The organism is Streptomyces sp. NBC_00390, assembly GCF_036057275.1.
In the GTDB taxonomy this organism is placed as follows: Bacteria; Actinomycetota; Actinomycetes; order Streptomycetales; family Streptomycetaceae; genus Streptomyces.
The window spans coordinates 5,825,649-5,848,525 of the sequence record NZ_CP107945.1 but is presented as its reverse complement, the minus strand read 5'-3'; the positions used below and the strand labels follow the sequence as shown (position 1 = coordinate 5,848,525).

Genomic DNA, 22,877 nt, shown 5'->3' with positions numbered 1-22,877 from the left:
GGTGAGGTTCAGCGGCGGGCGAGACGTCCGCGGACGCCGGTGAGCAGGGCGTCGATTTCGGTGAGCCGCAGCGGGCGGGCGAGGAGTACGAAGGTCAGCGCGAGGGCTGCCGCGCCGCCCGCGGTGGCCGCGACCGGTCCGGCCCCGGCCGCCCAGCGGGCCGCGGCGTACCCGAGCACGGCGGCCGGGGCGGCGGCGAGCAGCAGCCGGGCCTGGGCTGCCACGGTCGCCGAACGCCACAGCCGGGGAGCGCGTCCTGACGGCGGTGCGAGCCGCCTGTTGAGGACGTACGCCGTGACCGCCCAGCCCGCCCACAGCGCCAGCGAGTACGCCCCGGCCATGCCCGTCACGGCCCAGCGTGCGGGCAGGAGGGCGTACGCCGTCACGGACAGCGCCGAGTTGAGGCCCGCGATCACCAGGTTGAGCAGGAACGGCGTGCGGGTGTCGGACAGGGCGTAGAACGAGCGGGAGAGGACGTACTGGCCGGAGAAGGCGACGAGTCCGGGTGCGAACGCCACCAGGATGCCCGCCATCACCGCGATGTCGTCGGCGCCGGTCCTGCCGTACTGGAAGACGAGCGCCATCACGGGCTGCGCGAGGGCCGCCAGCGCGCACGCGGCGGGCACCACGATCGCGGCGCTCTTGCGCAGGGCGTACGACACGTCGCGCCGCACGCCCGCCGTGTCGCCGTCCGCCGCGGCGCCGCTCATCCGCGGCAGCAGCGCGGTGACCAGCGACACGGTGACGATGCCGTGCGGTACGGCCCACAGCAGATAGGCGTTGTTGTACGCGCTGAACCCGGCGCCGCCGTCGATGCCCTGGTCCACCGCGTGCCTGCCCGCATCCGTCGCCAGCCTGGTCGTCACCCAGTAAGCGAGCTGGTTGGTGAGCACCAGCAGCACCAGCCAGCCGGCCGAACGCAGCGGCCGGGTCAGCCCGCTGCCGCGCCAGTCGAAGCGGGGCCGGAAGCGGAAGCGGGCCGCGCGCAGGGCGGGGGCGAGCGCAAGGGCCTGGACGGCGATCCCGGCCGTGGTGCCCCAGCCCAGGAGCGCGGTCTCGCCCGCGGTGAGCGTGCCGCCGTCGCCGGTCACCAGATACAGCCCGAACACGCCGATGACGACGACGTTGTTGAGGACCGGTGTCCACATCATCGCGCCGAACCGGCCGCGGGCGTTCAGTACTTGCCCGAGGAGGGTGAACAGCCCGAGGAAGAAGATCTGCGGCAGGCAGTAGCGGGCGAAGGCCACCGTCATGGTGGCCTGGGGGCCGGGGTAGTCGGTGTACATGTCGATGACGAGCGGCGCGGCCCAGACGGCTGCGGCGGTGATCGCCAGCAGGGCGAGGACGCAGACGGTGAGCAGCCGGTCGGTGTAGGCCGTGCCGCCGTCGTCGTGCTCCTTGGCGGCCTTGACCAGCTCGGGCACGAAGACCGCGTTCAGCGCGCCGCCGAGGAGGAGCATGTAGACCACGGTGGGCACGGTGTTGCCGACCGCGTAGCCGTCGGCGGTGAGCCCGACGCCGAGGGCCGCGGCGACGACCGCGGACCGTACGAACCCGGTGGCACGCGAGACGACGGACCCGGCGGCCATCAGGACACCGCTGCGCAGCACGGACTGCGGGCGGCCCTCGACCGCGGGACCGGCGGCGCCCCGGGGCCCGTCGGCGACGGACCCGCCGTCGCCGCCGCGCGGCGCGCCCCCTTCGGCCTCGGCTGCCGCGACCGCTTCTGCCCGGGCCGGCACCCGGCCCGCACCAGGTGCGGCGGTGCCGGACCTCACAGTGCCCTGGCCCCCGTCGTCGCCACCGCCGGACCGTGCGCCGTCGCGGTCACGGGGAGGTGCCCCCGCCGGGGCCATGGTGGTCACGGCCCCGGCGGCCGCGAAGTGGCTTCCGGTACCCGCCGGTCCGGTGGGTACGGTTCCGCCGGCGCCGTCCGTACGGCCGGAACGCGCGCCCCCTTCGGCCTCGGCTGCCGCGACCGCTTCTGCCCGGGCCGGCACCCGGCCCGCACCAGGTGCGGCGGTGCCGGACCCCGCGGGGTCCTCCGTTCCGGCCGCCCCCGTGACGGCCGGTACGCCCGCACCCGCGGGTGCCGCGGCGGGCTGTGCCTCACCGGACGCCGCACCACGCTCGCCATCGGCCGCCCCCGTGGCGGCCGATGCGTCCGCGCGTGCGGCCCCGCTCGCGCTCATCGGCGCGCCATGTACGCCTGGAAGGCCCGGTACAGCGTGTGGTTGGCCGTCCCGCCCAATGGTCTCTCCCATTCCCCCAGCGTCTCGACGACCTGTCCTCCGGTGCCGAGCTTCCAGCGCAGCAGTCCGAACGGGCGGTCGTCGGGGTCGAGGGTGGAGGGTACCCCGCGCATGTCGTAGACGTCGGCGCCGAGTGCGTGGGCGTCGAGCAGCATCCGCCACTGCAGGGCGTTGGAGGGGCGGACCTCTCGGCGGTGGTCGGCGGACGCACCGGTCTGGTACCAGACCCGCCGGCCGACCGTGATCATGGTGTGGGCGGCCAGCGTCTCGCCGTCGTGGCGCGCGAGATACAGCTTCATCCGGCCCGGTTCCTCGGCGTTGAGGACCGCGTACTGGCGCTCGTAGTACGCGAGCGAGCGGCCGAGCCGGAAACCGTCGCGCTCCTCGGTGATACGCAGCAGCCGGTAGAACTCGGGAAGGTCCGCGGCGCTGCCCACCACCACCTCCACGCCCGCCTTCTGCGCGCGGCGGACGTTGCGCCGCCACTCCTGGTTGAGGCCGGACCACAGGTCGCCGGTGGTGCGTCCGGCGAGCGGCACCTGGAAGACATGGCGAGGCTGCGCGTCACCGTCGCCCCCGCCGCCGTCCTCTCCGCAGCGTTTCCAGCCGCGCGTCCGCAGCCGTTCGGCGACCGTCGTGCCGAGCGGGTCGACCTCGCAGGCAAGGACGTCGGCGAGGCGCCGGCCGGGCCCGGTGAGGGACTTGAGCCGGGCGGCGTCCCAGCGGCGGTACGCGGGCGAGGGGCCGATACGCACGGCGAACGCGCCCGCCGCCCGCAGATGACTCAGCAGCGGGTCGAGCCAGCCGTCGATGTCCGGGTCGGCCCAGTCGGCGACCGGCCCTTCGGGAAGGTAGGCGAAAAAGCGGCGGGTGCCCGGGAGTTGCCGCAGCAGCACGAGCGCCACGCCCGTCAGCTTCCCGGCGGCCGGGTCCGCGCCCCAGCCGAGCAGCTGGGCGCGCCAGCCCTCCTTGACCTGGGCCCAGGACGGGCATTGGAGAAAGCCTGCGCCCAGCGCGCTGCCCGCCCGGGAGGCGAGGAACGCGCGGTAGGTCTCGGCGGTGACGGGCTCCAGCAGGGTTTCCCGGCGTCGGTCGTCCTGACCACGGCCGGGTCTCACGAGCAGCGCAGACACGGTGTCAGCCTCTCTGTGGGGAACGCAGAGGATGCTCACAGCCGCGCATGACCGTCCCGCGCGGCGATTGTGACCGGACCATGACCGTTCCTCACCAGTCGCCGTCACATTGCTCTCGCGCCGCTCACCTGCGCTTACTCCGACCTAGAGTCGCGATATCCCACCAAACTCCCGACGGAGGTATTCCGTTGCGTCACATATCTGTGCGCCGTGCGGCCGCGGCGTTCGTGCTCGTCCCGCTCGCCGCCTGCTCATCTGTCAGCCCCCCTGCGCCGGACGACAAGCCCGGTGGCAGGCCGGCCGGTGACCGGCCCGCGACCGTCACCGTGAGACCCGAGGGGCGGCAGGCGAAGCCGGGCGAACCGGTGGTGGTCACCGCGACCGGCGGCAGGCTCACCGAGGTCACGGTCACCGATGCCAAGGGCCGCGCGCTCACCGGGAAGGTCTCGACCGACGGTGCGCGGTGGACCTCGGACCGCAGGACGGTGCCGGGTGGCGCGTACTCGGTCACGGCGGCGACCCGTACCAAGGACGGCGCCACCGGTACGAGCAAGCACTCCTTCGCCACCGCCGCGGCCGGCAAGGTCAACAAGGTCGACTGGCGCCCGGGTACCGGCACCACCGTGGGCGTCGCCCAGCCGATCTCCCTGGTCTTCGACAACCCGGTGAAGAACAAGGCGGAGGTGGAGAAGCAGCTGAAGATCACCACCTCGGAGAACACCGAGGGGTCATGGGGCTGGATGCGGGACTGGTCCGGCCGGGACCGGGTGGACTGGCGGCCCAAGGAGTACTGGAAGCCCGGCACCGAGGTCACCCTCGACGCGCAGCTGAACGGCACCGACTCGGGCGCGGCCGGCGGCTGGTTCGTACGCGACTACTCGGCCACCTTCACCATCGGTGCGCGTCAGATCGTCAAGGTCGACCTCGACCGCCATCAGCTGACCCTGGAGCGCGACGGCAAGGCCGTACGGAAGATCCCGGTCTCGGGCGGCACCCCCGGCGGCGACAAGCGCTCCTGGCGCGGGACCGCGGTGCTGATGGCGAAGGAGGGCACGATCAACATGAACTCCGAGACGGTGGGCCTCGGTGACGCCTACGACAAGATGGTCGAGCATTCGATGCGCCTGACCTGGTCCGGGATGTACGCGCACGCGGCGCCGTGGAACGCCAAGTGGTTCGGCAAGGCCAACATGAGCTCGGGCTGCATCGGCATGAGCGACGCCGACGCCGCGTGGTTCTACGGCCAGGTGCGGGTCGGCGACCCGTTCGAGATCAAGGGCGCGGACACCAAGGGCACGGTCGCCCCGGGGAACGGCTTCGGCGACTGGAACCTGTCGTGGGCCGACTGGCAGGCGACGAGTGCCCTGCGCTGAGAGGGCCTCAGGAGACGGCGGGCGAGGTCAGCCCGTGAGCTCCCACAGCAGCACCTCCGCGGCCTCGGTGCCGGTGAGTTCCAGGCTCTCGGCACCGGTGATCCGCGCGGCGTCACCGGCACCCAACCCGTCCTCGGACAGCCGCACTCGGCCGCGTACGACATGCAGGTACACCAGCGGCGAGTCCGGCACGGCGGTGCGTTCGCCGGCGGCGAGGCGGCGGACGTGGAGCATGGCGCCGGCCTGCGGGAGGGCGTACGGGGTGGAGTCGGCGATGCCGCGCACGATCTCGTACGCCGGCTCGCCGCCGGGCTCCAGCGGGGCGAGCCACATCTGCACGAACACCAGCGGCAGCTCGCCGTCGTTGCGCTCGACGTGCCGCACCCCGCCCGCCGAGCTGAGCCGCTGGACGTCCCCGGGCCGTACGACGGTGGCATGGCCGGCCGAGTCGCGGTGGGTGAGCTCGCCCTCGACGACCCAGGTGACGATCTCGGTGTGGCTGTGCGGATGCTCGTCGAACCCTGCGCCGGGCGCGAGCCGCTCCTCGTTGCAGGCGAGGATCGCGCCGAAGCGGAGGTTGTCCGGGTCGTAGTGCCGCCCGAAGGAGAAGGCGTGCAGGGACTCTATGCCCGAGGCCGAGTCCCCGCCGCGGTAGCGCTCGTCGGCGCGCCGAACGGAAATCACGCCTCCACCGTAGCCGGGCCGCCGCAGCACCCGACTCGATGGAAGAGAACCCCTGCACTCCGCCCGGGCGTCCTGATAAGGCACTCTTGTCCCCGTGCCCGTACCTGCAGCGAATCCTCCCCATCCGCACAATGCGACCCTGCGCCGGCTGGAGCAGTCGTCCGGCCGGCTGGCCGCGAACGCCATCGCCCGCATGGACGAGACGCTGCCCTGGTACCGGGCCATGCCCCCGGAGAACCGGTCGTGGATCGGCCTGGTCGCCCAGGCCGGTATCGCCGCGTTCACCGAGTGGTTCCGGCACCCTGAGACCCCGCAGGCGATCTCCACCGATGTCTTCGGCACCGCTCCGCGGGAGCTGACCCGGGCGATCACCCTGCGCCAGACCGTGGAGATGGTGCGCACCACCATCGAGGTCATGGAGGCCGCGATCGACGAGGTCGCCGCACCCGGCGACGAGTCGGTGCTGCGTGAGGCGCTGCTGGTGTACGCACGGGAGATCGCGTTCGCCACCGCGCAGGTGTACGCGCAGGCCGCCGAGGCACGCGGCGCGTGGGACGCCCGTCTCGAGTCGCTCGTGGTGAACGCGGTGCTGTCCGGCGAGGCGGACGAGGGCGCCGTCTCGCGCGCCGCCGCGCTCGGGTGGAACTCCCCGGAGCATGTGTGTGTGATCCTCGGCACCGCTCCGGACGGGGACAGCGAGCTGACGGTGGAGGCGATCCGCCGGGCCTCGAGGCACGCCAAGCTCCAGGTGCTCACCGGCGTGCTCGGCGACCGGCTGGTGGTCATCGCGGGCGGCAGCGACAACCCGCTCCATGTGGCGAAGGCGCTGATCGGACCGTATGCGGCGGGCCCGGTCGTCGCAGGTCCCATCGTTCCCGACCTGCTCGCCGCGACCCGGTCCGCACAGGCCGCGGCAGCCGGACTCAAGGCCTGCTCGGCGTGGCAGGACGCGCCGCGGCCGGTTCTCGCGGATGATCTGCTTCCGGAGCGTGCTATCGCGGCGGACCCCGCTGCGCGCGAGCAGCTGGTGGAGGAGATCTACAGACCGCTGGAGGAGGCGGGCTCGGCGCTGCTGGAGACCCTCAGTGTCTATCTGGAGCAGGCGAGCAGTCTCGAAGGCGCGGCGCGGATGCTCTTCGTGCATCCCAACACCGTGCGCTACCGGCTGCGACGTGTGACCGACGTCACCGGATGGTCGCCCTCGGACGTTCGCTCTGCGTTCACGCTGCGGATCGCACTCATCCTCGGGCGTCTGGCCGACGGGGATGCCCAGTCCTAAACTTTTGTCGGACACCAACAATTCCCCTGACGGTTCTTCGTCCCTGTCCCCACGGGCGTTTGGAGCCGTCCACAAGAGAGAGTGTGAGGGTGCTCGTACTCGTCGCTCCCGGCCAAGGCGCTCAGACGCCCGGCTTCCTGACTCCCTGGCTCGACCTCCCCGGCGCCGCCGACCGCATTGCGGCCTGGTCCGACGCGATCGGGCTCGACCTCGCCCACTACGGGACCAAGGCCGACGCGGACGAGATCCGCGACACGGCCGTCGCGCAGCCGCTGCTGGTGGCCGCCGGTCTGCTGTCGGCCGCCGCCCTCGGCGAGGTGGCCCCCGGTGCGGTCGCCGGTCACAGCGTCGGTGAGATCACCGCCGCCGCACTCGCGGGTGTCCTCGACGACACCGCCGCGCTGCGTTTCGTCCGCACCCGGGGACTTGCGATGGCCGAGGCCGCCGCGGTCACCGAGACGGGTATGTCCGCGGTGCTCGGCGGCGACCCGGACCAGGTGGTCGCCCACCTCGAGAAGCTCGGCCTGACTGCGGCGAACGTCAACGGCGCGGGTCAGATCGTCGCCGCCGGAACCGCCGAGCAGCTCGCCGCACTCGCCGACGACAAGCCGGAGAAGGCGCGGGTGATCGCCCTGAAGGTGGCCGGCGCGTTCCACACGCACCACATGGCGCCCGCGGTCGCGACCCTGGAGGGCGCCGCGACGACCCTCACTGTGTCCGACCCGGCCGTCCCCTACGTCTCGAACAGGGACGGGCAGATCGTCGCCGACGGCGCCGACGTCATCTCCCGTCTGGTCGGCCAGGTCGCCAACCCGGTCCGCTGGGACCTGTGCATGGAGACCTTCAAGGAGCGGGGCGTCACCGCCCTGATCGAGGTCTGCCCCGGCGCCACCCTCACCGGTCTCGCCAAGCGTGCGCTGCCGGGTGTGCGGACGCTGGCGCTGAAGACCCCGGACGACCTCGACGCGGCCCGCACGCTGCTCGCCGAGACCGGTGCATCTGCCGCTGACGCGGCGGGTGCCTGACAAGGAGCCGTAGAGCATGGCCAAGATCAAGCCCAGTCAGGGCGCGCCGTACGCACGCATTCTGGGAGTCGGCGGCTACCGCCCGACCCGGGTGGTGCCCAACGAGGTGATCCTCGAGACGATCGACTCGTCCGACGAGTGGATCCGCTCGCGTTCGGGCATCGCGACGCGCCACTGGGCCTCCGACGAGGAGACCGTGTGCGCGATGTCGGTGGAGGCGTCCGGCAAGGCGATCGCCGACGCCGGGATCACCCCGGAGCAGATCGGCGGCGTGATCGTCTCCACCGTGTCGCACTTCAAGCAGACCCCGGCCGTCGCCACGGAGATCGCGGACAAGATCGGCGCGGTGAAGCCGGCGGCGTTCGACATCTCGGCGGGCTGCGCGGGCTTCGGCTACGGCCTGACCCTGGCCAAGGGCATGGTGGTCGAAGGCTCGGCGGAGTACGTGCTCGTCATCGGCGTGGAGCGGCTCAGCGACCTGACCGACCTGGAGGACCGTGCGACGGCCTTCCTGTTCGGTGACGGCGCGGGCGCTGTCGTCGTCGGCCCGGCGAAGGAGCCGATGATCGGCCCGACCGTCTGGGGCTCGGAGGGCGACAAGTCCGAGACGATCAAGCAGACCGTTCCGTGGTCGGACTACCGCACCGGTGATGTCGCGAAGTTCCCTGCCATCACGCAGGAGGGCCAGGCGGTGTTCCGCTGGGCCGTGTTCGAGATGGCGAAGGTCGCCCAGCAGGCGCTGGACGCGGCCGGGATCACCTCGGACGACCTGGACGTCTTCATCCCGCACCAGGCAAACATGCGGATCATCGACTCGATGGTGAAGACTCTGAAGCTGCCGGAGCATGTCACGGTCGCCCGCGATGTGGAAACCACCGGCAACACGTCGGCCGCCTCGATCCCGCTCGCGATGGAGCGGCTTCTGGCGACCGGTCAGGCGAAGAGCGGTGACACCGCGCTCGTCATCGGCTTCGGGGCGGGTCTCGTCTACGCCGCGACGGTCGTTACCCTCCCCTAGGCACCGTACGGATCTTCCGGACGGCTGCTGCCACACCCTCTGATACACACCGAAGGAGCGCCAACATGGCCGCCACGCAGGAAGAGATCGTCGCCGGTCTCGCCGACATCGTCAACGAGATCGCCGGTATCCCGGTCGAGGACGTCCAGCTGGACAAGTCCTTCACCGACGACCTGGACGTCGACTCGCTGTCCATGGTCGAGGTCGTCGTCGCCGCCGAAGAGCGCTTCGACGTCAAGATCCCGGACGAGGACGTCAAGAACCTGAAGACCGTCGGCGACGCCGCGGACTACATCGCGAAGCACCAGGTCGGCAAGTAACACCTCCGGCCCGAGTCGCGCTCGTCGCCACCCTCGGTGGCGCCGTGCACATTCCGCACCCCCTATACGTGGAGAAAGAATTCCTGTGAACTCGACCAATCGCACCGTGGTCGTCACCGGTATCGGCGCAACCACACCGCTGGGTGGCGACAGCGCATCGACTTGGGAAGGTCTGCTCGCCGGACGTTCCGGAGTGAAGCCCCTGGAGGGCGAGCGCTTCGCCGAACTGCCGGTCCGTATCGCCGCACCCGCGGCGGTCGACCCGGGCGAGGTCCTGCCGCGCCCGCTCGCCCGCAAGCTGGACCGCTCGGCCCAGTTCGCGGTCATCGCGGCGCGCGAGGCGTGGGCCGACGCCGGTTTCACCGCTGCGGCGGGCGAGGACGACCAGGTCGCGCCCGCGCGGCTGGGTGCGGTGATCGCGTCCGGCATCGGCGGTGTGACGACGCTGCTCGACCAGTACGACGTGCTGAAGGACAAGGGCGTACGCCGTGTCTCCCCGCACACCGTCCCCATGCTCATGCCGAACGGTCCGTCCGCCAACGTCGGCCTCGAGGTGAACGCCCAGGCGGGCGTGCACACCCCGGTCTCGGCCTGCGCGTCGGGCGCGGAGGCGATCGGCTACGCGGTGGAGATGATCCGCACCGGCCGCGCCGATGTGGTCGTCGCCGGCGGCACCGAGGCGGCCATCCACCCGCTGCCCATCGCGGCGTTCGCCAACATGATGGCGATGTCCAAGAACAACGACGAGCCCGAGAAGGCCTCGCGTCCGTACGACACCGCCCGGGACGGCTTCGTCCTCGGCGAGGGCGCGGGCGTGGTGATCCTGGAGTCGGCGGAGCACGCGGCGGCGCGTGGCGCGAAGGTCTACTGCGAGGTGCTGGGTCAGGGCCTGTCCGCGGACAGCCACCACATCGCGCAGCCGGAGCCGACGGGCCGCGGTATCGCCGCGGCGCTGCGCAACCTGCTGGACACCACGGACCTCAAGCCCGCCGAGGTGGTGCACCTCAACGCGCACGCCACGTCGACGCCGCAGGGTGACGTCGCCGAGATCAAGGCGCTGCGCAGCGTCCTGGGTGACGACCTCGACCATGTGGCGGTCTCCGCCACGAAGTCGATGACGGGTCATCTGCTGGGCGGCGCGGGCGGCATCGAGACGGTGGCGACGGTGCTGGCGCTGCACCACCGCACGGCTCCGCCCACGATCAACGTCGACGACCTGGACGAGACGGTCGACGCGGACATCGTCCGCGCCGAGCCCCGCCCTCTCCCGGAGGGCACGATCGCGGCGATCAACAACTCGTTCGGCTTCGGCGGCCACAACGTGGTGCTGGCGTTCCGTACGGTCTGACGCCTGTCCGACGCACGAAAGCGGGTCCGGTTCCCCTGCGGGAGCCGGACCCGCTTCGTACGGGCGGGGTGCGAAACACGCTCGCGTCAGGCGACCTGGGCGGCCGCCCAGGCCTCCGGAGCACCCAAGTCCGCGTAGAGACGTGCGCGTTGAGCGGGAGCGAGGGTGGTGGAGAGCGCGGCGAGCGTACGGCCCGCCTCGGTGCCGGGGCCCCCGGCGAGCGTGGCACGCACTATGGCGGCCCGGTCCGCGGGAGGGAGCGACGGGAGCATACGGCGCAGATCGGCGAGGGCCTCCTCGGACGTACGGGAGGCGCGGAAGGCACCGAACACGGCGCCCAGTTCGTCGTCGCCGCAGTGCTCCCACAGGGCGGGCATCGCGACGGTCTCCTCGGTGTGCAGGTGCGCGAGATAGGCGCTGATCAGTTCGTTCAGCGCCAGGTAGAGCGCGTGACCTGCCGCGGGGCGTGACGCCGGCGGTTCCTTCGGCAGGGCCCGTGCCCGCTCGTCGAGTGCGGCGAGCGCCGCGTCGAGCCGTACATGTTCGCCGTCCAGCGCGTCGGCCGCCCGCGGCGCCCGGTCCCGCAGCAGCGGGTGGACAAAGGTGTCCTCGTGGTCGGCGTGTTCACGGAGCTCCTGTGTCATGGCCAGGCAGCGCTCCGTGAGCTCCTCCATGACGCTCCGCTCGGCGTGGTCCGCAGCACCGAGCTCGACCGCGAGAGCGAAGAGCCGGGCGCGCTGCCCCATGTGAACGTTCCGGTACAGATCGACCCTGGTCATGGTGTTTCTCCTGACGGTTCACCCCCGGCTAGAATGACAACACCTTCACATACAGACAACATATTGTCAAAGGAGTCCCCATGCCCGGAGGCCTTTCCGACGCAGCGCCGGACGAGATGGCACTGCTGGTGGCCGATGTGTTCGAGGCCGCGGGAGCGCTGCGGCGACTGGGCGAGCGGACCGCGCAGACCGAAGGGCTGACCCAGGCCAGGTGGCAGGTCCTGAGCGTCATCTCGGAGGAGGCACTCACCGTGCCGCAGGCCGCCCGCCGTCTCGGCGTGTCCCGGCAGAACGTGCAGCGCGTGGCCAACGACCTCGTGGAGCTCGGGCACGCCTCGTACACCGACAACCCCGACCACAAGGGTTCACCCCTGCTGGCACTCACACCGGGTGGACGCAACGTCCTCGCGAAGGTCACCGAGCGGGCCGCCGAGCGGCACCGCACGCTCGTCCGGGCGCTGCCGGAGCGGGAGATCGCGGCCGCGCGCGGCTTTCTGCGCCGGCTGCTCACGGAGCTGGACCGGCAGGAACAGGGTGAAGAGGGAAAGCGCTAGACGACCTGGTGGAGCCAGCGGACCGGGGCACCCTCGCCCGCGTACCGGAAGGGCTCGAGTTCGTCGTCCCACGGCTTGCCGAGCAGCCTGGCGATCTCGGCCTCCAGGTCCGTACCGCCCTGGGAGGCCCGGCCCAGCGCCGCGCGCAGGCGGTCCTCGGGGATCAGGATGTCGCCGTGGATACCGGTGACCGCATGGAAGATGCCCAGATCGGGCGTCGCACTGTAGCGCTCACCCTCCGCCGTGGCACACGGCTCGGCCGTGACCTCGAAGCGCAGCAGGTGCCAGCCGCGCAGTGCCGAGGCGAGCTTGGCGGCCGTGCCGACCGCGCCCTGCCAGGAGAACTCGGCTCTCCAGGTGCCGGGTGATGCGGGCTGACGGATCCAGTCGAGCTGGACCCGCACGCCGAGCACTCCCGCGACCGCCCATTCGACGTGCGGGCACAGCGCGCGAGGTGCGGAGTGAACGTACAGAACGCCACGTGTCGTCACCGGGACCTCCAGTGTGGGACGAGGATCGCCTTCCCAGCGGTCTCAGTAAACAGCATCATGCGCTAATCCCTACAAAAGGGACAGGATGTGACGCGATGTAATTTACTGGGGCCGATGGGCGAAGTGCAGCCTCTGGGTCGACAGGGGAAAAGCTACCGTGCGAGAACCCCCGAGGGTTGACGTACTGTCGGTCCTGAGCCCGTACGCACGAAGCTTTCACTCGCCAGGACGTCACAGGGCGTCAGATGCCGTTGATACGGAGGGGATCGGGGCATGCGGCAGAGCAGTCGGACGCACCGCTCACGCACAGTAACCGCAGTCATGACGGCCGCCGCGCTTCTCGCGGCCGCCGGCGCGCTGGCCGGGTGCGACGCCGCACCGTCCACCGACGGGCGGCGCTCGGGGGCGCCCACACGGCCCGCACCGAGACCCACACCGGTTTGGGACCGCAGCCCGAACTCACTCGCCGCGGTCGGCGACTCGATCACCCGCGGCTTCGACGCCTGCATGGTGTTCGCGGACTGCCCCGAGGTCTCCTGGGCCACGGGCACCGACAACACCGTACGGAGCCTGGCGCTGCGCCTGCTCGGTGAGCGGGCGGTGACCACGCACAGCTGGAACTTCGCACGCTCCGGGGCCCACGTGGCCGAGCTTCCCGAGCAGATGACCCGGGCCGCCGCCAAGAAGCCGGAGCTGGTCACGGTGATGGTGGGCGCCAACGACGCCTGCGCCGACACGGTCGACCGGATGACGCCCGTAAACGATTTCCGGGCGTCCTTCGTCACGTCGCTCGCCCGTCTGCGCCGAGGCGCCCCCAAGGCCCATGTCTACGTCTCGAGCGTGCCGGACCTCAAGCGCCTGTGGTCGACCGGCCGGAGTGATCCGCTGGGCAGCCGGATCTGGCGGCTGGGCATCTGCGCCACCATGCTGGGCAACGCCAACGACCTGAGCACCACGGCGCAGGAGCGGCGCGAGAGCGTCCACCAGCGTGTCATGGCGTACAACAAGGTGCTCAAGGACGTGTGCGGAAAGGATCTGCGCTGCCGTTACGACGGCGGGGCGGTCTTCAACTACCGCTTCGAGGGGGAACAGTTGAGCCGCTGGGACTGGTTCCACCCGAGCCGGGACGGACAGCAGCGGCTGGCCGAGATCGCCTACCGCAACGTCACGGCCACCCGGCCGCCCGGGTAGGTCTTACGAGTCTGTGACGCCCCTGCGACTCGTGGGGTGGATGGGGCCGACGTGTTGCCAGAGTGAGCCGCCAACGGGGGCCCTCGTCCGGCATACGGGCCTCGGGCCGGACCCATCAGAGAGCGAGCACACTTCATGAACCAGCGGCACAAGGTGAACCGCACTCGGCGAAAGGCACTCATCGCAGTGGCCGGCCTGGTGCTGGGAGGCGGCGGTCTGGTGGCCGTCAACGCGGCGGCCAACGCAGGGAGCGCCGACGCCCGGCGCGCCGGAGGCATCGTCTGTCCGTCGGTGCAGGACCGGCTGACCGGGGTACCCGAGGGGGCACGCAACGAGGTGCACCGGAACCTGGACGCGCTGCGGCAGGACGTCAAGGCGGCCGACGCCCGCTGGGCATCGGGGAAGGCGGGGTCCTCCCGTACGGTCCTCGATTCCCTGTGGTCCAAACGCTCGGCCGCGCTGGAGCGGATCGAGGTGGCCGTCGAGCGGGCGGGGGCCGAGCGGCCACGGAACCTGCAGAGCCTCGCGCAGTGCACGCTCGCCGCAGGAGATACGCAGGTGAAGGCGGAGGGCGATCAGCAGCAGGGGGCCGGGCAGCCGTCCCCGGGCGCACCAGGTCCCGGGCAGCCCCCCGCAGGCGAGCAGGGGCAGGCCGCCGACAACGGCCCCGTGCCCGAGGACTTCGTGGACATCACCACCGTCCGGCCCAACGTCCGGCCCGTACGCAACGGCCGTTCGGCCTCGCGGGGCACCTTCCGGTCGCGGTGCGGTGTCAACGCCCAGGGACAGTTCAACTCCGACAACGTCATCGTCGCCCCCGGGGTGACCAACGGCGCCCACCACACCCACGACTACGTGGGCGCGACCGGCGTCGACGGCTTCACCACCAACGAGTCGCTGGCGGCCGCCCGGACCACCTGCACCAACGATGACCGGTCCACCTACTACTGGCCCGTGCTGCGCGACCGCGGCGGCGTCCAGGAGTCCGACGCCGACAAGCAGGGCGGCGGTGCGGAGGGCAACATCGGCAGGATCCTCACGCCCGCGTCCGTGTCACTGGAGTTCACCGGCAATCCGCGGTCCAGGGTGATCGCGATGCCCCGGTTCCTGCGCATCATCACCGGTGACGCCAAGGCCAACGCGAACGGCGGCGCGAACGCCAACGCCCGGTTCACCTGCACCGGCTTCGAGAACCGGGTGGAGCTGAAGGACAAGTACCCGATCTGCCCCCAGGGCAGCCGGCTGATGCGCGTGTCCAAGTTCCAGAGCTGCTGGGACGGCAAGAACACCGACAGCGCCGACCACCGGTCCCATGTCGCCTTCGCCGATGCCACGGGCAGGTGCCCCGCCGGGTTCCGGCCGATCCCGCAGCTCGTCCAGCGTGTCACCTACAACGGCCTCGCGGGCAGTACCGGCTTCGCCGTCGACAGCTTCCCCGAGTCGTTCCACAAACCGGTCACCGACCACGGCGACTTCATCAACGCCATGCCGAACTCGCTGATGAAGCAGGCGGTGAACTGCATCAACACCGGCCGCCGCTGCGGCTGACCGCTCCCGCACAAAGGCCCGGCAGCGCACCGCGCGCCGCCGGGCCGCCCCATGCCGGAACCACGTCGCAGACCGTCCGCTCCCAGGCCATTCGCCCGGCCCGGACCTGGTCGCGCGCACCGGCCCGACGACATACTTCCGGCACTCCGACGGAAGGACTCCTGTGCTCCGAATACGCACGCCCCGCACCCCTCTCCGCACCCTCGGCGTCACTCTGCTCGCCGCCACGGCGCTCTGTCCGACCGCACCGTCCGCCGCCGCTCAGCCGGCGGCGGCCCAGCCGCTCACCGCCGAGGAGCAGCGGCTGGAGCGTGCCGTCCCCAAGGAAATACTGCGCCGCAGCGGATTCGGCACCGTGGCGCCGGAATTCACCCGGGCACTGGCCGCCGTGCGCTCGTACCGGCAGGCCGAGCTGACTGTCCGGCACCATTCAGGTGCGCTGTGGGAGCGGGCCGTGGACCGGGCACAGGGCCGAGGACCCGCGGCGGGTGATCTGAGCCGGGAGGACGACCGACCGCTGTACTGGGCGCGGCTCGGAATGACGGCCGCACTGCGGCAGTGGCAGCCGGAGTTCGCGTTGACGGACGCGCAGCGGGCCCGCCTGCTGGACCGGCTCGAACGCTCCTCGCGGGGCCAGGACTCGATGCACCTTCCGGCGGGCAAGGGGATCGAGCGCATCGTGATGACCGGGTTCGACCCGTTCACGCTGGACCGCGACATCCGGATCAGCAATCCGTCGGGGGCGGCCGCGCTGGCACTGGACGGCACCTGGATCCGTACCGCCGACGGCACGACGGCCCGTATCGAGACCGCCGTCTTCCCCGTCCGCTGGCAGGACTTCGCCGACGGCACGGTCGAACGGACGCTGCGCCCGCAACTGCCGAAGGCCGATCTGTTCACGACGGTCAGCCAGGGGCGGGTGGGCAGATTCGACATCGAACGCACGAACGGCGCATGGCGGGGCGGATTCCCGGACAACGACAACGCCTCACGCACGGAGACGGTGCCGGTGAGCGATCCCGCGTCGCAGCCGCAGTGGACCACGACGACACTGCCGTACGCGGCGATCGTCGCGACCCCGACGGGGCGCTTCCCGGTGTTCGACAACACCCAGGTGACGGAGGTCCCGGCGGGCGGGACGGATCCGGTGGTCCGCGCGAACGGTCCGACTCCCGGCTCCACGGCCCGCTCGGGCGGCGGCGGCGACTACCTCTCGAACGAGGTCGCGTACCGCGCCACCCTGCTGCGGGACAGGCTGGGCGCGACCGCCCCCGGGGGCCACGTGCACACCCCGGTCCTGCAGTTCGGGACGGGGAACGCGACGGAGGTCACGGATCCGGAGTTCGTACGGAACCGGCTGGACATCATCGCCCAGGTGCGGGAGATCATCCGGGTGGCCGCGTCCTTCGGCTGACCGGATGCCCGTGACGCTGATCCCGCCGTGGGCGACCCGGCGGGATCACCGCCGGGCGATGATGGACGCATGAAGATGGCCGCAGCGCAGTTCACGTCCGCACCCGGCGCCGTCGGGGCCAATGTCCGCGCCATGGCGGACCTGATCCGGTCGGCGGCCGGACAGGGGGCCCGGCTCGTCGTGTTCGCCGAACTGGCGGTCACGGGGTACGAGGTGGAGCTGATCGCCAAGGATGCGGGGCTCACGCTCACCGAGGACGATCCGCGTCTCGAACCGCTACGTCAGGCCTGCCGTGCCGGAGGCATCGCTGCCGTGCTCGGCTGTCCGGTGAGCACGGAGTCGGGGCGGCCCGCCATCACCGCGCTGGTGATCGGCCCGGACGGCGCCCTGCTCACCCGCTACGACAAGGTGCATCTGCACGGCGTGGAGAACGACGTCTTCGCGGCGGGCGACAAGGACGGCCGCTTCACGCTCGACGGCACCGGCTTCGCGCTGGCCGTCTGCTACGACAACCGCTTCCCGGAACTCGCCGAGCGGGCCGCGGCGGACGGCTGCCGGGTGTACGTGGCGAGTTCCGTGCTCACAGCGGGGAACGACTCGTTCGAGACGGTCTACCCGGTGCGGGCCCGCGAGAACGGCCTGTATGTGGTGCTCGCCAATGCCGTGGGCGTCAGCACGGAAGGGGACTGTCCGGGCAACAGCGGTGTCTGGGGCCCGGACGGCGGCCTGCTCGTCACCGCCGGCCCGGCCGCGCCCGGCCTCGCGATCACGGAGATCCGGACGCCGTAGGACCGTCAGCCCTTGTCGAAGGTGTACGGAGCCGGGGCCCGGTCGTCGGGCGCCGGCTCCGGCGCGACCAGGTCCCGCGCCATCAGCGTCGCCCCCGCAACCGCCCCCGGCATCAGGAACACGGCGACGACGGGCACCAGGAAGGCGACGACGAGCGGCACCCCGAAGCCGAGGGTCATCAGCCGCCTGCCGCGCAGCAGCGCGAGGCGGTCCTTCAGTTCGATGCCGCGGCGCTGGAGGGCGACGGCCGTGAGCTCCTCGGCGAGGAAGAACCCGGAGACGCAGAAGCCGATGACCGGTATCACGGTCTGGCCGACGACCGGGATGAAACCGAGCGCGAAGAGCACTACGCCGTACATCGCGACGCGCAGCACCACCCGCAGGGAGTCCCGCGCGGAGATCCACAGCTCACGCCAGAGCGGCAGTCCGGACTCGGGGACGTCACCGCCCTCGGTACGGTCGACGTGCTCGGAGAGCGACTCGTAGAAGGGCTGGCCGATCAGGAGCGTCACCGCGGTGAAGGTGATCACGGCGAGGAACAGCCCGAAGCCGAAGACGAAGGCGGTCAGCGTGCCGCGCACGAGGCCCTGCCACGGGGAGGACCAGTCGTCGGCGAACGGCGTGGCCCAGGCGGTGAAGTCGTCGGCGCCGTGGGCGAGCCCGACGAGCGCCGCGGCATACAGCACCAGGGTCACCAGTCCGGGCAGCAGCCCGAAGCCGAACCACCGGCCGTGCCGGCCGACCCAGCGCTGGCCCTTCATCAGATAGCCGAAACCCACCCCGAGATCACGCATGTCACCCACCCTATCCGGGCGTCCGCGCACCGGCGCGCCGCCCGTTCGGCCCAGGCCGGAGGGCGGCAGCGGTGCGCGGCCGAAGGACCTCTTGTTGCCGGGGAGTTGACGCGATAGACCGTGCAGGGCTGATCGTTTGCCCGAGCCGTCCGCCGCCGCACCGCCTCACCGTCCACGGAGGTCGTCCACATGGGGATTCCCCGTCCCGCATCCGCTGCCGTCGCCGCGCTCGCCGGTGCGCTGCTGCTCGTAGCCGCGCCGGCGAACGCGCTCACCGGCGCGTCCGGCCGCGACAGCCCGCATCCCGTACGCGACGGGAGCGGGCGCGACACCGAGGCCGCCGGAGCACCCCTGGCAGCCACCACCCACGCGCTCACCGCGCGGGCCCCCGAGCTGGGCAAGGACCGCGGATACCCGCGCCGGACCACGCTCACGGTTCCGCCGGTGAACCCCGCAGACAAGTCGATCAAGCTCGGACTGGCGCCGTACCACTCGCTCGCGCCGCGGCTCAACGCCCTGCAGCGTCTCGGCGACCGGGTCAGCGTGGAGGTCGCCGGGCACTCGGCCGGCGGGCACGAGCTGTATCTGGTCACCGTCACCGCGCCGGAGAGCGCCGCGCAGGCACGTGAGCAGGAGCGGATGCGGGAACGGATCGAGAACGAGCCCGCCGCCGCTGCCGGGGACCGTCGGATCAAGGCCGCGTACAAGACGCCCGTCTTCATCAACAACAACATCCACGGCAACGAGTGGGAGGGCACGGATGCTGCCCTGAAGCTCATCGAGGACCTGGCGAAGGCGAAGGACGCGAGGACCGCCGCGCTGCTCGGCACGAGCCGTGTCCATCTCAATGTGACGGCCAATCCGGACGGCCGGATCGCGGGCACCCGCGCCAACGCGAACGGCTTCGACCTCAACCGCGACTTCATCACCGCGACCCAGCCCGAGGCGCGCGCCATCCGGCGGATCGCCATCGACAAGCAGCCGGCCGTGATGCTGGACCTGCACGGATACGTCAACGGCACGCTGATCGAGCCGACGACCCCGCCGCACGGCGAGAACTACGAGTACGACCTCTTCCTGAAGAACGCGTACGCCAACGCGCTGGGTATGGAGAAGGCCGTCAACGGACTCGGCTACACCCCGGACAAGGACGGCGTGCGGCCCGCCGTGATCCCCTTCCGGGACGAGCAGGAGGGCTGGGACGACTGGCCGCCCGTCTTCACTCCGCAGTACATGCCGTTCCAGGGCGCGGTGGCCTCGCACACGATCGAGTTCCCGATGGCCGTCAACAACAGCGCGTACACCACGCTGCCCGTGGACGAGCTGCGCCGCCGGGCAGCCGTCAACACCGCTGTCGCGGGCGCGGCGATGCGGGCGACGCTCGACTACACGTACACCCACCGCACTTCTGTGATCGCCGACCAGATAGAGACCTTCCGGCGCGGAGCGGCGGGTGAGGCACAGCGGCCGGTGTCGAAGGAGACGGTGCCCGGGGTGCCGGGCATCGGCCCGGAGGATGTGTACACGACCACCTTCCCGCGGGCGTATGTGATCCCGGCGGGCAGGGGTCAGCGCAGCGCGACGGCGGCGGCCCGGCTGGTGGACCACCTGGTCGCCAACGACGTACGCGTGGAGCGGGCGCGCACGGGCTTCTCGCTCGCGGGCCGCCGCTATGCGGCCGGTTCGTACATCGTCGACATGCGCCAGCCCAAGCGGGGGCTCGCGAATGTGATCCTCGACGCCGGCCGTGACATCAGCGCGGACGTCTCCACGATGTACGACATCTCGGGCTGGAGCCTCGGGCTGCTGTGGGGTGCGCGCGTGGACCGGGCGGACTCGGGCACGCCCCGGGTACCGACGCGCACGGTCCACGCGGCATCGGCGACCGGGTACGTCGCCCCCTTCGGTGACCTGCGGCTGCGCCTGGACGATCCCAAGGAGCTCGCCGCACTCAACTCCCTGCTCGCGCAAGGAGTCCGGGTGCGGGGCGCGGCGGACGGCTCGGCGGTGGTGCCCGGTTCTGCCCGGGGTGCGGCGCGGGTGCTCGCGGACCGGCTCGGGGTCGCGTTCCCTGCCACGAGGGCCGAGGGGACGACCACACTGCGGCGGACGAAGGTGGCTGCCGCGGTGACCTCCGGTGAGCTGTTCGCGCTGCGCGAGATGGGCTTCGACGTGACACCGGTGACGACGGCCACGCTCAACGCGGGCTTCGACTGGTCGGGCTTCGGGGCCCTGTACGTGTCCAGCGGGCTGGATCACGCCGGACTCGGTGATCAGGCGCGCAGCGCGCTCGACGCGTTCCTGACGGGCGGCAAGGGTCGCGTGGTGGCGCTCGGGGAGCAGGGAGCGGCGTTCAACACGGCGGCGGGGCTGCTGAAGGTGACGCCGGTGGCGGGCAACGGGGACGCCAACGGCGTGGTCCGGGTGGTCAATCCGCCGGGTGCGCGGATCACGGCCGGGTCCCTGCCGCACACCTTTGTGTACGCGCCGCGCTGGTTCACCGGCCTCGGCGCCGGTGTACGCGTCGAGCAGTCGTACGCCACGGGGAACCCGCTGGTCGCGGGCCACTGGCGGGCGGACGAGGACGGCACGGGCGGTCCGTCGGCCGCGGCCGGCAAGGCGTCGGTCGTCAGCGGTGTCTCCCGGGCGGGCGCTTCTGTGGTGCTGTTCGGCACGGAGCCGCTCTTCCGCGCCCACCCCAAGGGGGTGTTCGCGCAGATCGGCCGGGCGCTGGTCGGATAGCGGCAAGCCCAAAGGACCGAGGGCCGCATCCCCCTGCGGGGATGCGGCCCTCGGCCGAAGCGTGCCGCTGGTCAGACGACGGAAAGCTCGACCTTGATGTTGCCGCGCGTGGCGTTGGAGTACGGGCAGACCTGGTGGGCCTTGTCCACGAGCGCCTGAGCCGTGGCCGCGTCGACGTTCGGAACGGAGACGCTGATCGCGACCTCCAGGCCGAAGCCGCCGTTGCCGTTCTTGCCGATGCCGACCGACGCGGTCACCGTCGAACCGGAGATGTCGGCCTTCTCCTGGCGGGCGACGACACCGAGCGCGCCCTGGAAGCAGGCGCTGTAGCCGGCGGCGAACAGCTGCTCCGGGTTGGTGCCGGTGCCGTTGCCGCCGAGCTCCTTGGGCGCCGCGACGACGACGTCGAGCATGCCGTCGTCGGTGGCGACGCGCCCGTCACGGCCGTTCTCCGCGGTGGCGACAGCGGTGTAGAGGACGTCTATGGCTTGGATGGACATACTGCGTGTTCCTCCTGGGGTGACGCCGCGACTCGCGCCCACGATCGCGACGGCCTGCCTGCGAGCCTAGCGGGTGAGCGAAACGATCATCTTTCCGGTGTTCTCACCGCGCAGCAGACCGAGGAACGCGTCGAAGCCGTGCTCCATGCCCTCGACGACGGTCTCGTCGTACTTGAGCTCGCCTGAGCGGATCCAGCCGGCCACGTCCTGGACGAACTGCGCCTGGAGCGCCGCGTGGTCGCCGACGAGCATGCCCTGCAGACGCAGCCGCTTGCCGATGACAAGGGCGAGGTTGCGCGGGGCGGGGCTCGGCTCCGTGGCGTTGTACTGGGCGATCATGCCGCAGATGGTGGCCCGGCCGTGGACGTTGAGCGAGGAGATGGCCGCCTCGAGGTGGTCGCCGCCCACGTTGTCGAAGTAGACGTCGATGCCGTCGGGGGCGGCGTCCTTCAGCTGCTGGGCCACGGGGCCGCTCTTGTAGTTGAACGCTGCGTCGAAGCCGTACTCCTCGACGAGGAGCTTGACCTTCTCGTCGGAGCCGGCGGAACCGATGACGCGCGAGGCGCCGCGGAGCTTGGCCATCTGGCCGACCTGGCTGCCCACCGCGCCTGCCGCGCCGGAGACGAAGACGGCGTCGCCCTCCTTGAAGGAGGCCACGTCGAACAGGCCCGCGTAGGCGGTGAGGCCGGTCATGCCGAGCACGCCGAGGTACGCGGAGAGCGGGGCGAGCGAGGGGGCGACCTTGGTGGCGTGCTTGGCGGGCACGTTCGCGTACTCGCGCCAGCCGAGACCGTGCAGGACATGGTCGCCGACCTCGAAGCCCTCGGCCTCGGAGGCGATGACCTCGCCGACGGCGCCGCCGTCCATGGGCTGGTCGAGCTGGAACGGCGGGACGTACGACTTGACGTCGTTCATCCGGCCGCGCATGTACGGGTCGACCGAGAAGTAGTGGTTGCGCACCAGGATGCGCCCCTCGCCCGGCGCGGCGACCGGAACCTCACGCAGTGCGACGTCCTCGGCCTTGGGCCAGCCGTGCGGGCGGGCGACAAGGTGCCATTCACGGCCAGTTGCGGGAAGTGCGGACATGGTGCGGTTCCTCCTCGTAAAGCTTCATTACCTGAAACAACCATGCTCCTGAATATTTCATGTTGTCAAGTAACTGGGTACTCTGTTGTCCATGGCCAGCCAGCGAACAGATCCCCTGACCCTCGAGGTCGTCGAGCTCATCGGTGCCGTGGTGGCCCGCTACTACGACGAGTACGAGCGGGCCGCGGCCGCGCACTCCCTCACCGGGGCCCAGGCGCGCGTGCTGGGACTGCTGTCCCTGGAGCCCACACCCATGCGCCGGATAGCCCAGAAGCTGAAGTGCGAACCGTCGAACATCACCGGCATCGTGGACCGGCTGGAGATCCGCGGCCTGGTCGAACGCCGCCCCGACCCGGCCGACCGCCGGGTGAAGATCGCCGCGGCCACCGAAGAGGGCCGTGACACGGCGCATCGGCTGCGGGATTCACTGGGCTTCGCGCGCGAACCGCTGGCCGAGCTGTCCACCGACGAGCGCACGGCGCTGCGGGACCTGCTCAAGCGGATGCTGGGCGAGGATCCGGGCACCGGGTAGCGCGGCCCTGCCCGCCCCGGAGTCC

21 protein-coding genes are annotated in these 22,877 nt (G+C 71.4%); 13 read left to right on the top strand and 8 right to left on the bottom strand.

The features are described from left to right. Positions 1–8 precede the first annotated feature (8 nt). Together murJ and OHS70_RS25695 are read right to left on the bottom strand one after the other, a co-directional pair. The gene (murJ, locus tag OHS70_RS25700; protein ID WP_443062761.1) at positions 9–1,589 is read right to left on the bottom strand and encodes a murein biosynthesis integral membrane protein MurJ; all 1,581 of its coding nucleotides are present in this window, start codon (positions 1,587–1,589) and stop codon (positions 9–11) included. A 599-nt stretch (positions 1,590–2,188) separates the two neighbouring features. Beyond that, positions 2,189–3,385, bottom strand: coding sequence for a lipid II:glycine glycyltransferase FemX (locus OHS70_RS25695; protein WP_389257495.1), 1,197 nt, complete (start codon positions 3,383–3,385; stop codon positions 2,189–2,191). Positions 3,386–3,573: 188 nt separating this feature from the next. Here OHS70_RS25695 and OHS70_RS25690 point away from each other — a divergent pair, with 188 nt between their 5' ends. Beyond that, positions 3,574–4,758, top strand: coding sequence for a L,D-transpeptidase (locus OHS70_RS25690; protein ID WP_328400956.1), 1,185 nt, complete (start codon positions 3,574–3,576; stop codon positions 4,756–4,758). Between the two features lie 27 nt (positions 4,759–4,785). On the opposite strand, the gene OHS70_RS25685 is transcribed toward OHS70_RS25690, so the two are convergent. Then, positions 4,786–5,439 carry a pirin family protein gene (locus OHS70_RS25685; RefSeq protein WP_328405901.1) on the bottom strand — a complete coding sequence of 218 codons (654 nt, stop codon included), beginning with the start codon at positions 5,437–5,439 and terminating at the stop codon, positions 4,786–4,788. 97 nt (positions 5,440–5,536) lie between these two features. Between OHS70_RS25685 and OHS70_RS25680 the strand changes: the two genes are divergently transcribed. The 5 genes from OHS70_RS25680 (at position 5,537) to OHS70_RS25660 (ending at position 10,432) form a co-directional block, all read left to right on the top strand. Further along, positions 5,537–6,721, top strand: coding sequence for a PucR family transcriptional regulator (locus OHS70_RS25680; RefSeq protein ID WP_328400954.1), 1,185 nt, complete (start codon positions 5,537–5,539; stop codon positions 6,719–6,721). Between the two features lie 89 nt (positions 6,722–6,810). After that, positions 6,811–7,746: an ACP S-malonyltransferase gene (locus tag OHS70_RS25675; RefSeq protein ID WP_328400952.1), complete on the top strand. Its 936-nt coding sequence runs from the start codon at positions 6,811–6,813 to the stop codon at positions 7,744–7,746. Between the two features lie 16 nt (positions 7,747–7,762). Beyond that, positions 7,763–8,764, top strand: a complete 1,002-nt coding sequence (locus OHS70_RS25670; protein WP_328400950.1) for a ketoacyl-ACP synthase III — start codon at positions 7,763–7,765, stop codon at positions 8,762–8,764. Between the two features lie 65 nt (positions 8,765–8,829). Beyond that, positions 8,830–9,084, top strand: a complete 255-nt coding sequence (locus OHS70_RS25665; RefSeq protein WP_328400948.1) for an acyl carrier protein — start codon at positions 8,830–8,832, stop codon at positions 9,082–9,084. A gap of 85 nt (positions 9,085–9,169) precedes the next feature. Then, positions 9,170–10,432: a beta-ketoacyl-[acyl-carrier-protein] synthase family protein gene (locus OHS70_RS25660; RefSeq protein WP_328400946.1), complete on the top strand. Its 1,263-nt coding sequence runs from the start codon at positions 9,170–9,172 to the stop codon at positions 10,430–10,432. An 86-nt stretch (positions 10,433–10,518) separates the two neighbouring features. Here OHS70_RS25660 and OHS70_RS25655 read toward each other — a convergent pair whose 3' ends face one another. After that, positions 10,519–11,211, bottom strand: coding sequence for a hemerythrin domain-containing protein (locus OHS70_RS25655; RefSeq protein ID WP_328400944.1), 693 nt, complete (start codon positions 11,209–11,211; stop codon positions 10,519–10,521). Positions 11,212–11,291: 80 nt separating this feature from the next. Here OHS70_RS25655 and OHS70_RS25650 point away from each other — a divergent pair, with 80 nt between their 5' ends. Then, a complete protein-coding gene (locus OHS70_RS25650) occupies positions 11,292–11,765 on the top strand; it encodes a MarR family winged helix-turn-helix transcriptional regulator (RefSeq protein ID WP_328400942.1) in 474 nt (157 codons plus the stop codon). On the opposite strand, the gene OHS70_RS25645 is transcribed toward OHS70_RS25650, so the two are convergent. Next, positions 11,762–12,256 carry a DUF3145 domain-containing protein gene (locus OHS70_RS25645; protein ID WP_328400940.1) on the bottom strand — a complete coding sequence of 165 codons (495 nt, stop codon included), beginning with the start codon at positions 12,254–12,256 and terminating at the stop codon, positions 11,762–11,764. The two genes, OHS70_RS25650 and OHS70_RS25645, sit on opposite strands and share 4 nt — an antisense overlap. 273 nt (positions 12,257–12,529) lie before the next feature. On the opposite strand from OHS70_RS25645, the gene OHS70_RS25640 reads away from it, so the two are divergent. The 4 genes from OHS70_RS25640 (at position 12,530) to OHS70_RS25625 (ending at position 17,198) form a co-directional block, all read left to right on the top strand. Continuing rightward, positions 12,530–13,447 carry an SGNH/GDSL hydrolase family protein gene (locus OHS70_RS25640; protein WP_443062654.1) on the top strand — a complete coding sequence of 306 codons (918 nt, stop codon included), beginning with the start codon at positions 12,530–12,532 and terminating at the stop codon, positions 13,445–13,447. Positions 13,448–13,582: 135 nt separating this feature from the next. After that, positions 13,583–14,995, top strand: coding sequence for a DUF1996 domain-containing protein (locus tag OHS70_RS25635; protein WP_328400936.1), 1,413 nt, complete (start codon positions 13,583–13,585; stop codon positions 14,993–14,995). A 163-nt stretch (positions 14,996–15,158) separates the two neighbouring features. Then, entirely contained in the window at positions 15,159–16,409 is a 1,251-nt protein-coding gene (locus tag OHS70_RS25630) for a pyroglutamyl peptidase (RefSeq protein WP_443062653.1), read from the top strand. Positions 16,410–16,478: 69 nt separating this feature from the next. After that, entirely contained in the window at positions 16,479–17,198 is a 720-nt protein-coding gene (locus OHS70_RS25625; protein ID WP_328400934.1) for a carbon-nitrogen hydrolase family protein, read from the top strand. A gap of 5 nt (positions 17,199–17,203) precedes the next feature. Here OHS70_RS25625 and OHS70_RS25620 read toward each other — a convergent pair whose 3' ends face one another. Then, entirely contained in the window at positions 17,204–17,992 is a 789-nt protein-coding gene (locus OHS70_RS25620; protein WP_328400932.1) for an EI24 domain-containing protein, read from the bottom strand. Between the two features lie 189 nt (positions 17,993–18,181). Here OHS70_RS25620 and OHS70_RS25615 point away from each other — a divergent pair, with 189 nt between their 5' ends. Further along, on the top strand, positions 18,182–20,734 hold the full coding sequence (locus tag OHS70_RS25615) for a M14 family zinc carboxypeptidase (protein ID WP_328400930.1): 2,553 nt from the start codon (positions 18,182–18,184) through the stop codon (positions 20,732–20,734). A 71-nt stretch (positions 20,735–20,805) separates the two neighbouring features. On the opposite strand, the gene OHS70_RS25610 is transcribed toward OHS70_RS25615, so the two are convergent. Together OHS70_RS25610 and OHS70_RS25605 are read right to left on the bottom strand one after the other, a co-directional pair. Further along, positions 20,806–21,234: an organic hydroperoxide resistance protein gene (locus OHS70_RS25610; protein WP_328400928.1), complete on the bottom strand. Its 429-nt coding sequence runs from the start codon at positions 21,232–21,234 to the stop codon at positions 20,806–20,808. A 66-nt stretch (positions 21,235–21,300) separates the two neighbouring features. After that, complete coding sequence (locus tag OHS70_RS25605; RefSeq protein WP_328400926.1) at positions 21,301–22,320, bottom strand: NADP-dependent oxidoreductase; 1,020 nt, start codon at positions 22,318–22,320, stop codon at positions 21,301–21,303. A gap of 91 nt (positions 22,321–22,411) precedes the next feature. On the opposite strand from OHS70_RS25605, the gene OHS70_RS25600 reads away from it, so the two are divergent. Continuing rightward, positions 22,412–22,852 carry a MarR family winged helix-turn-helix transcriptional regulator gene (locus OHS70_RS25600; RefSeq protein WP_328400925.1) on the top strand — a complete coding sequence of 147 codons (441 nt, stop codon included), beginning with the start codon at positions 22,412–22,414 and terminating at the stop codon, positions 22,850–22,852. The last annotated feature ends 25 nt before the right edge of the window (positions 22,853–22,877 follow it).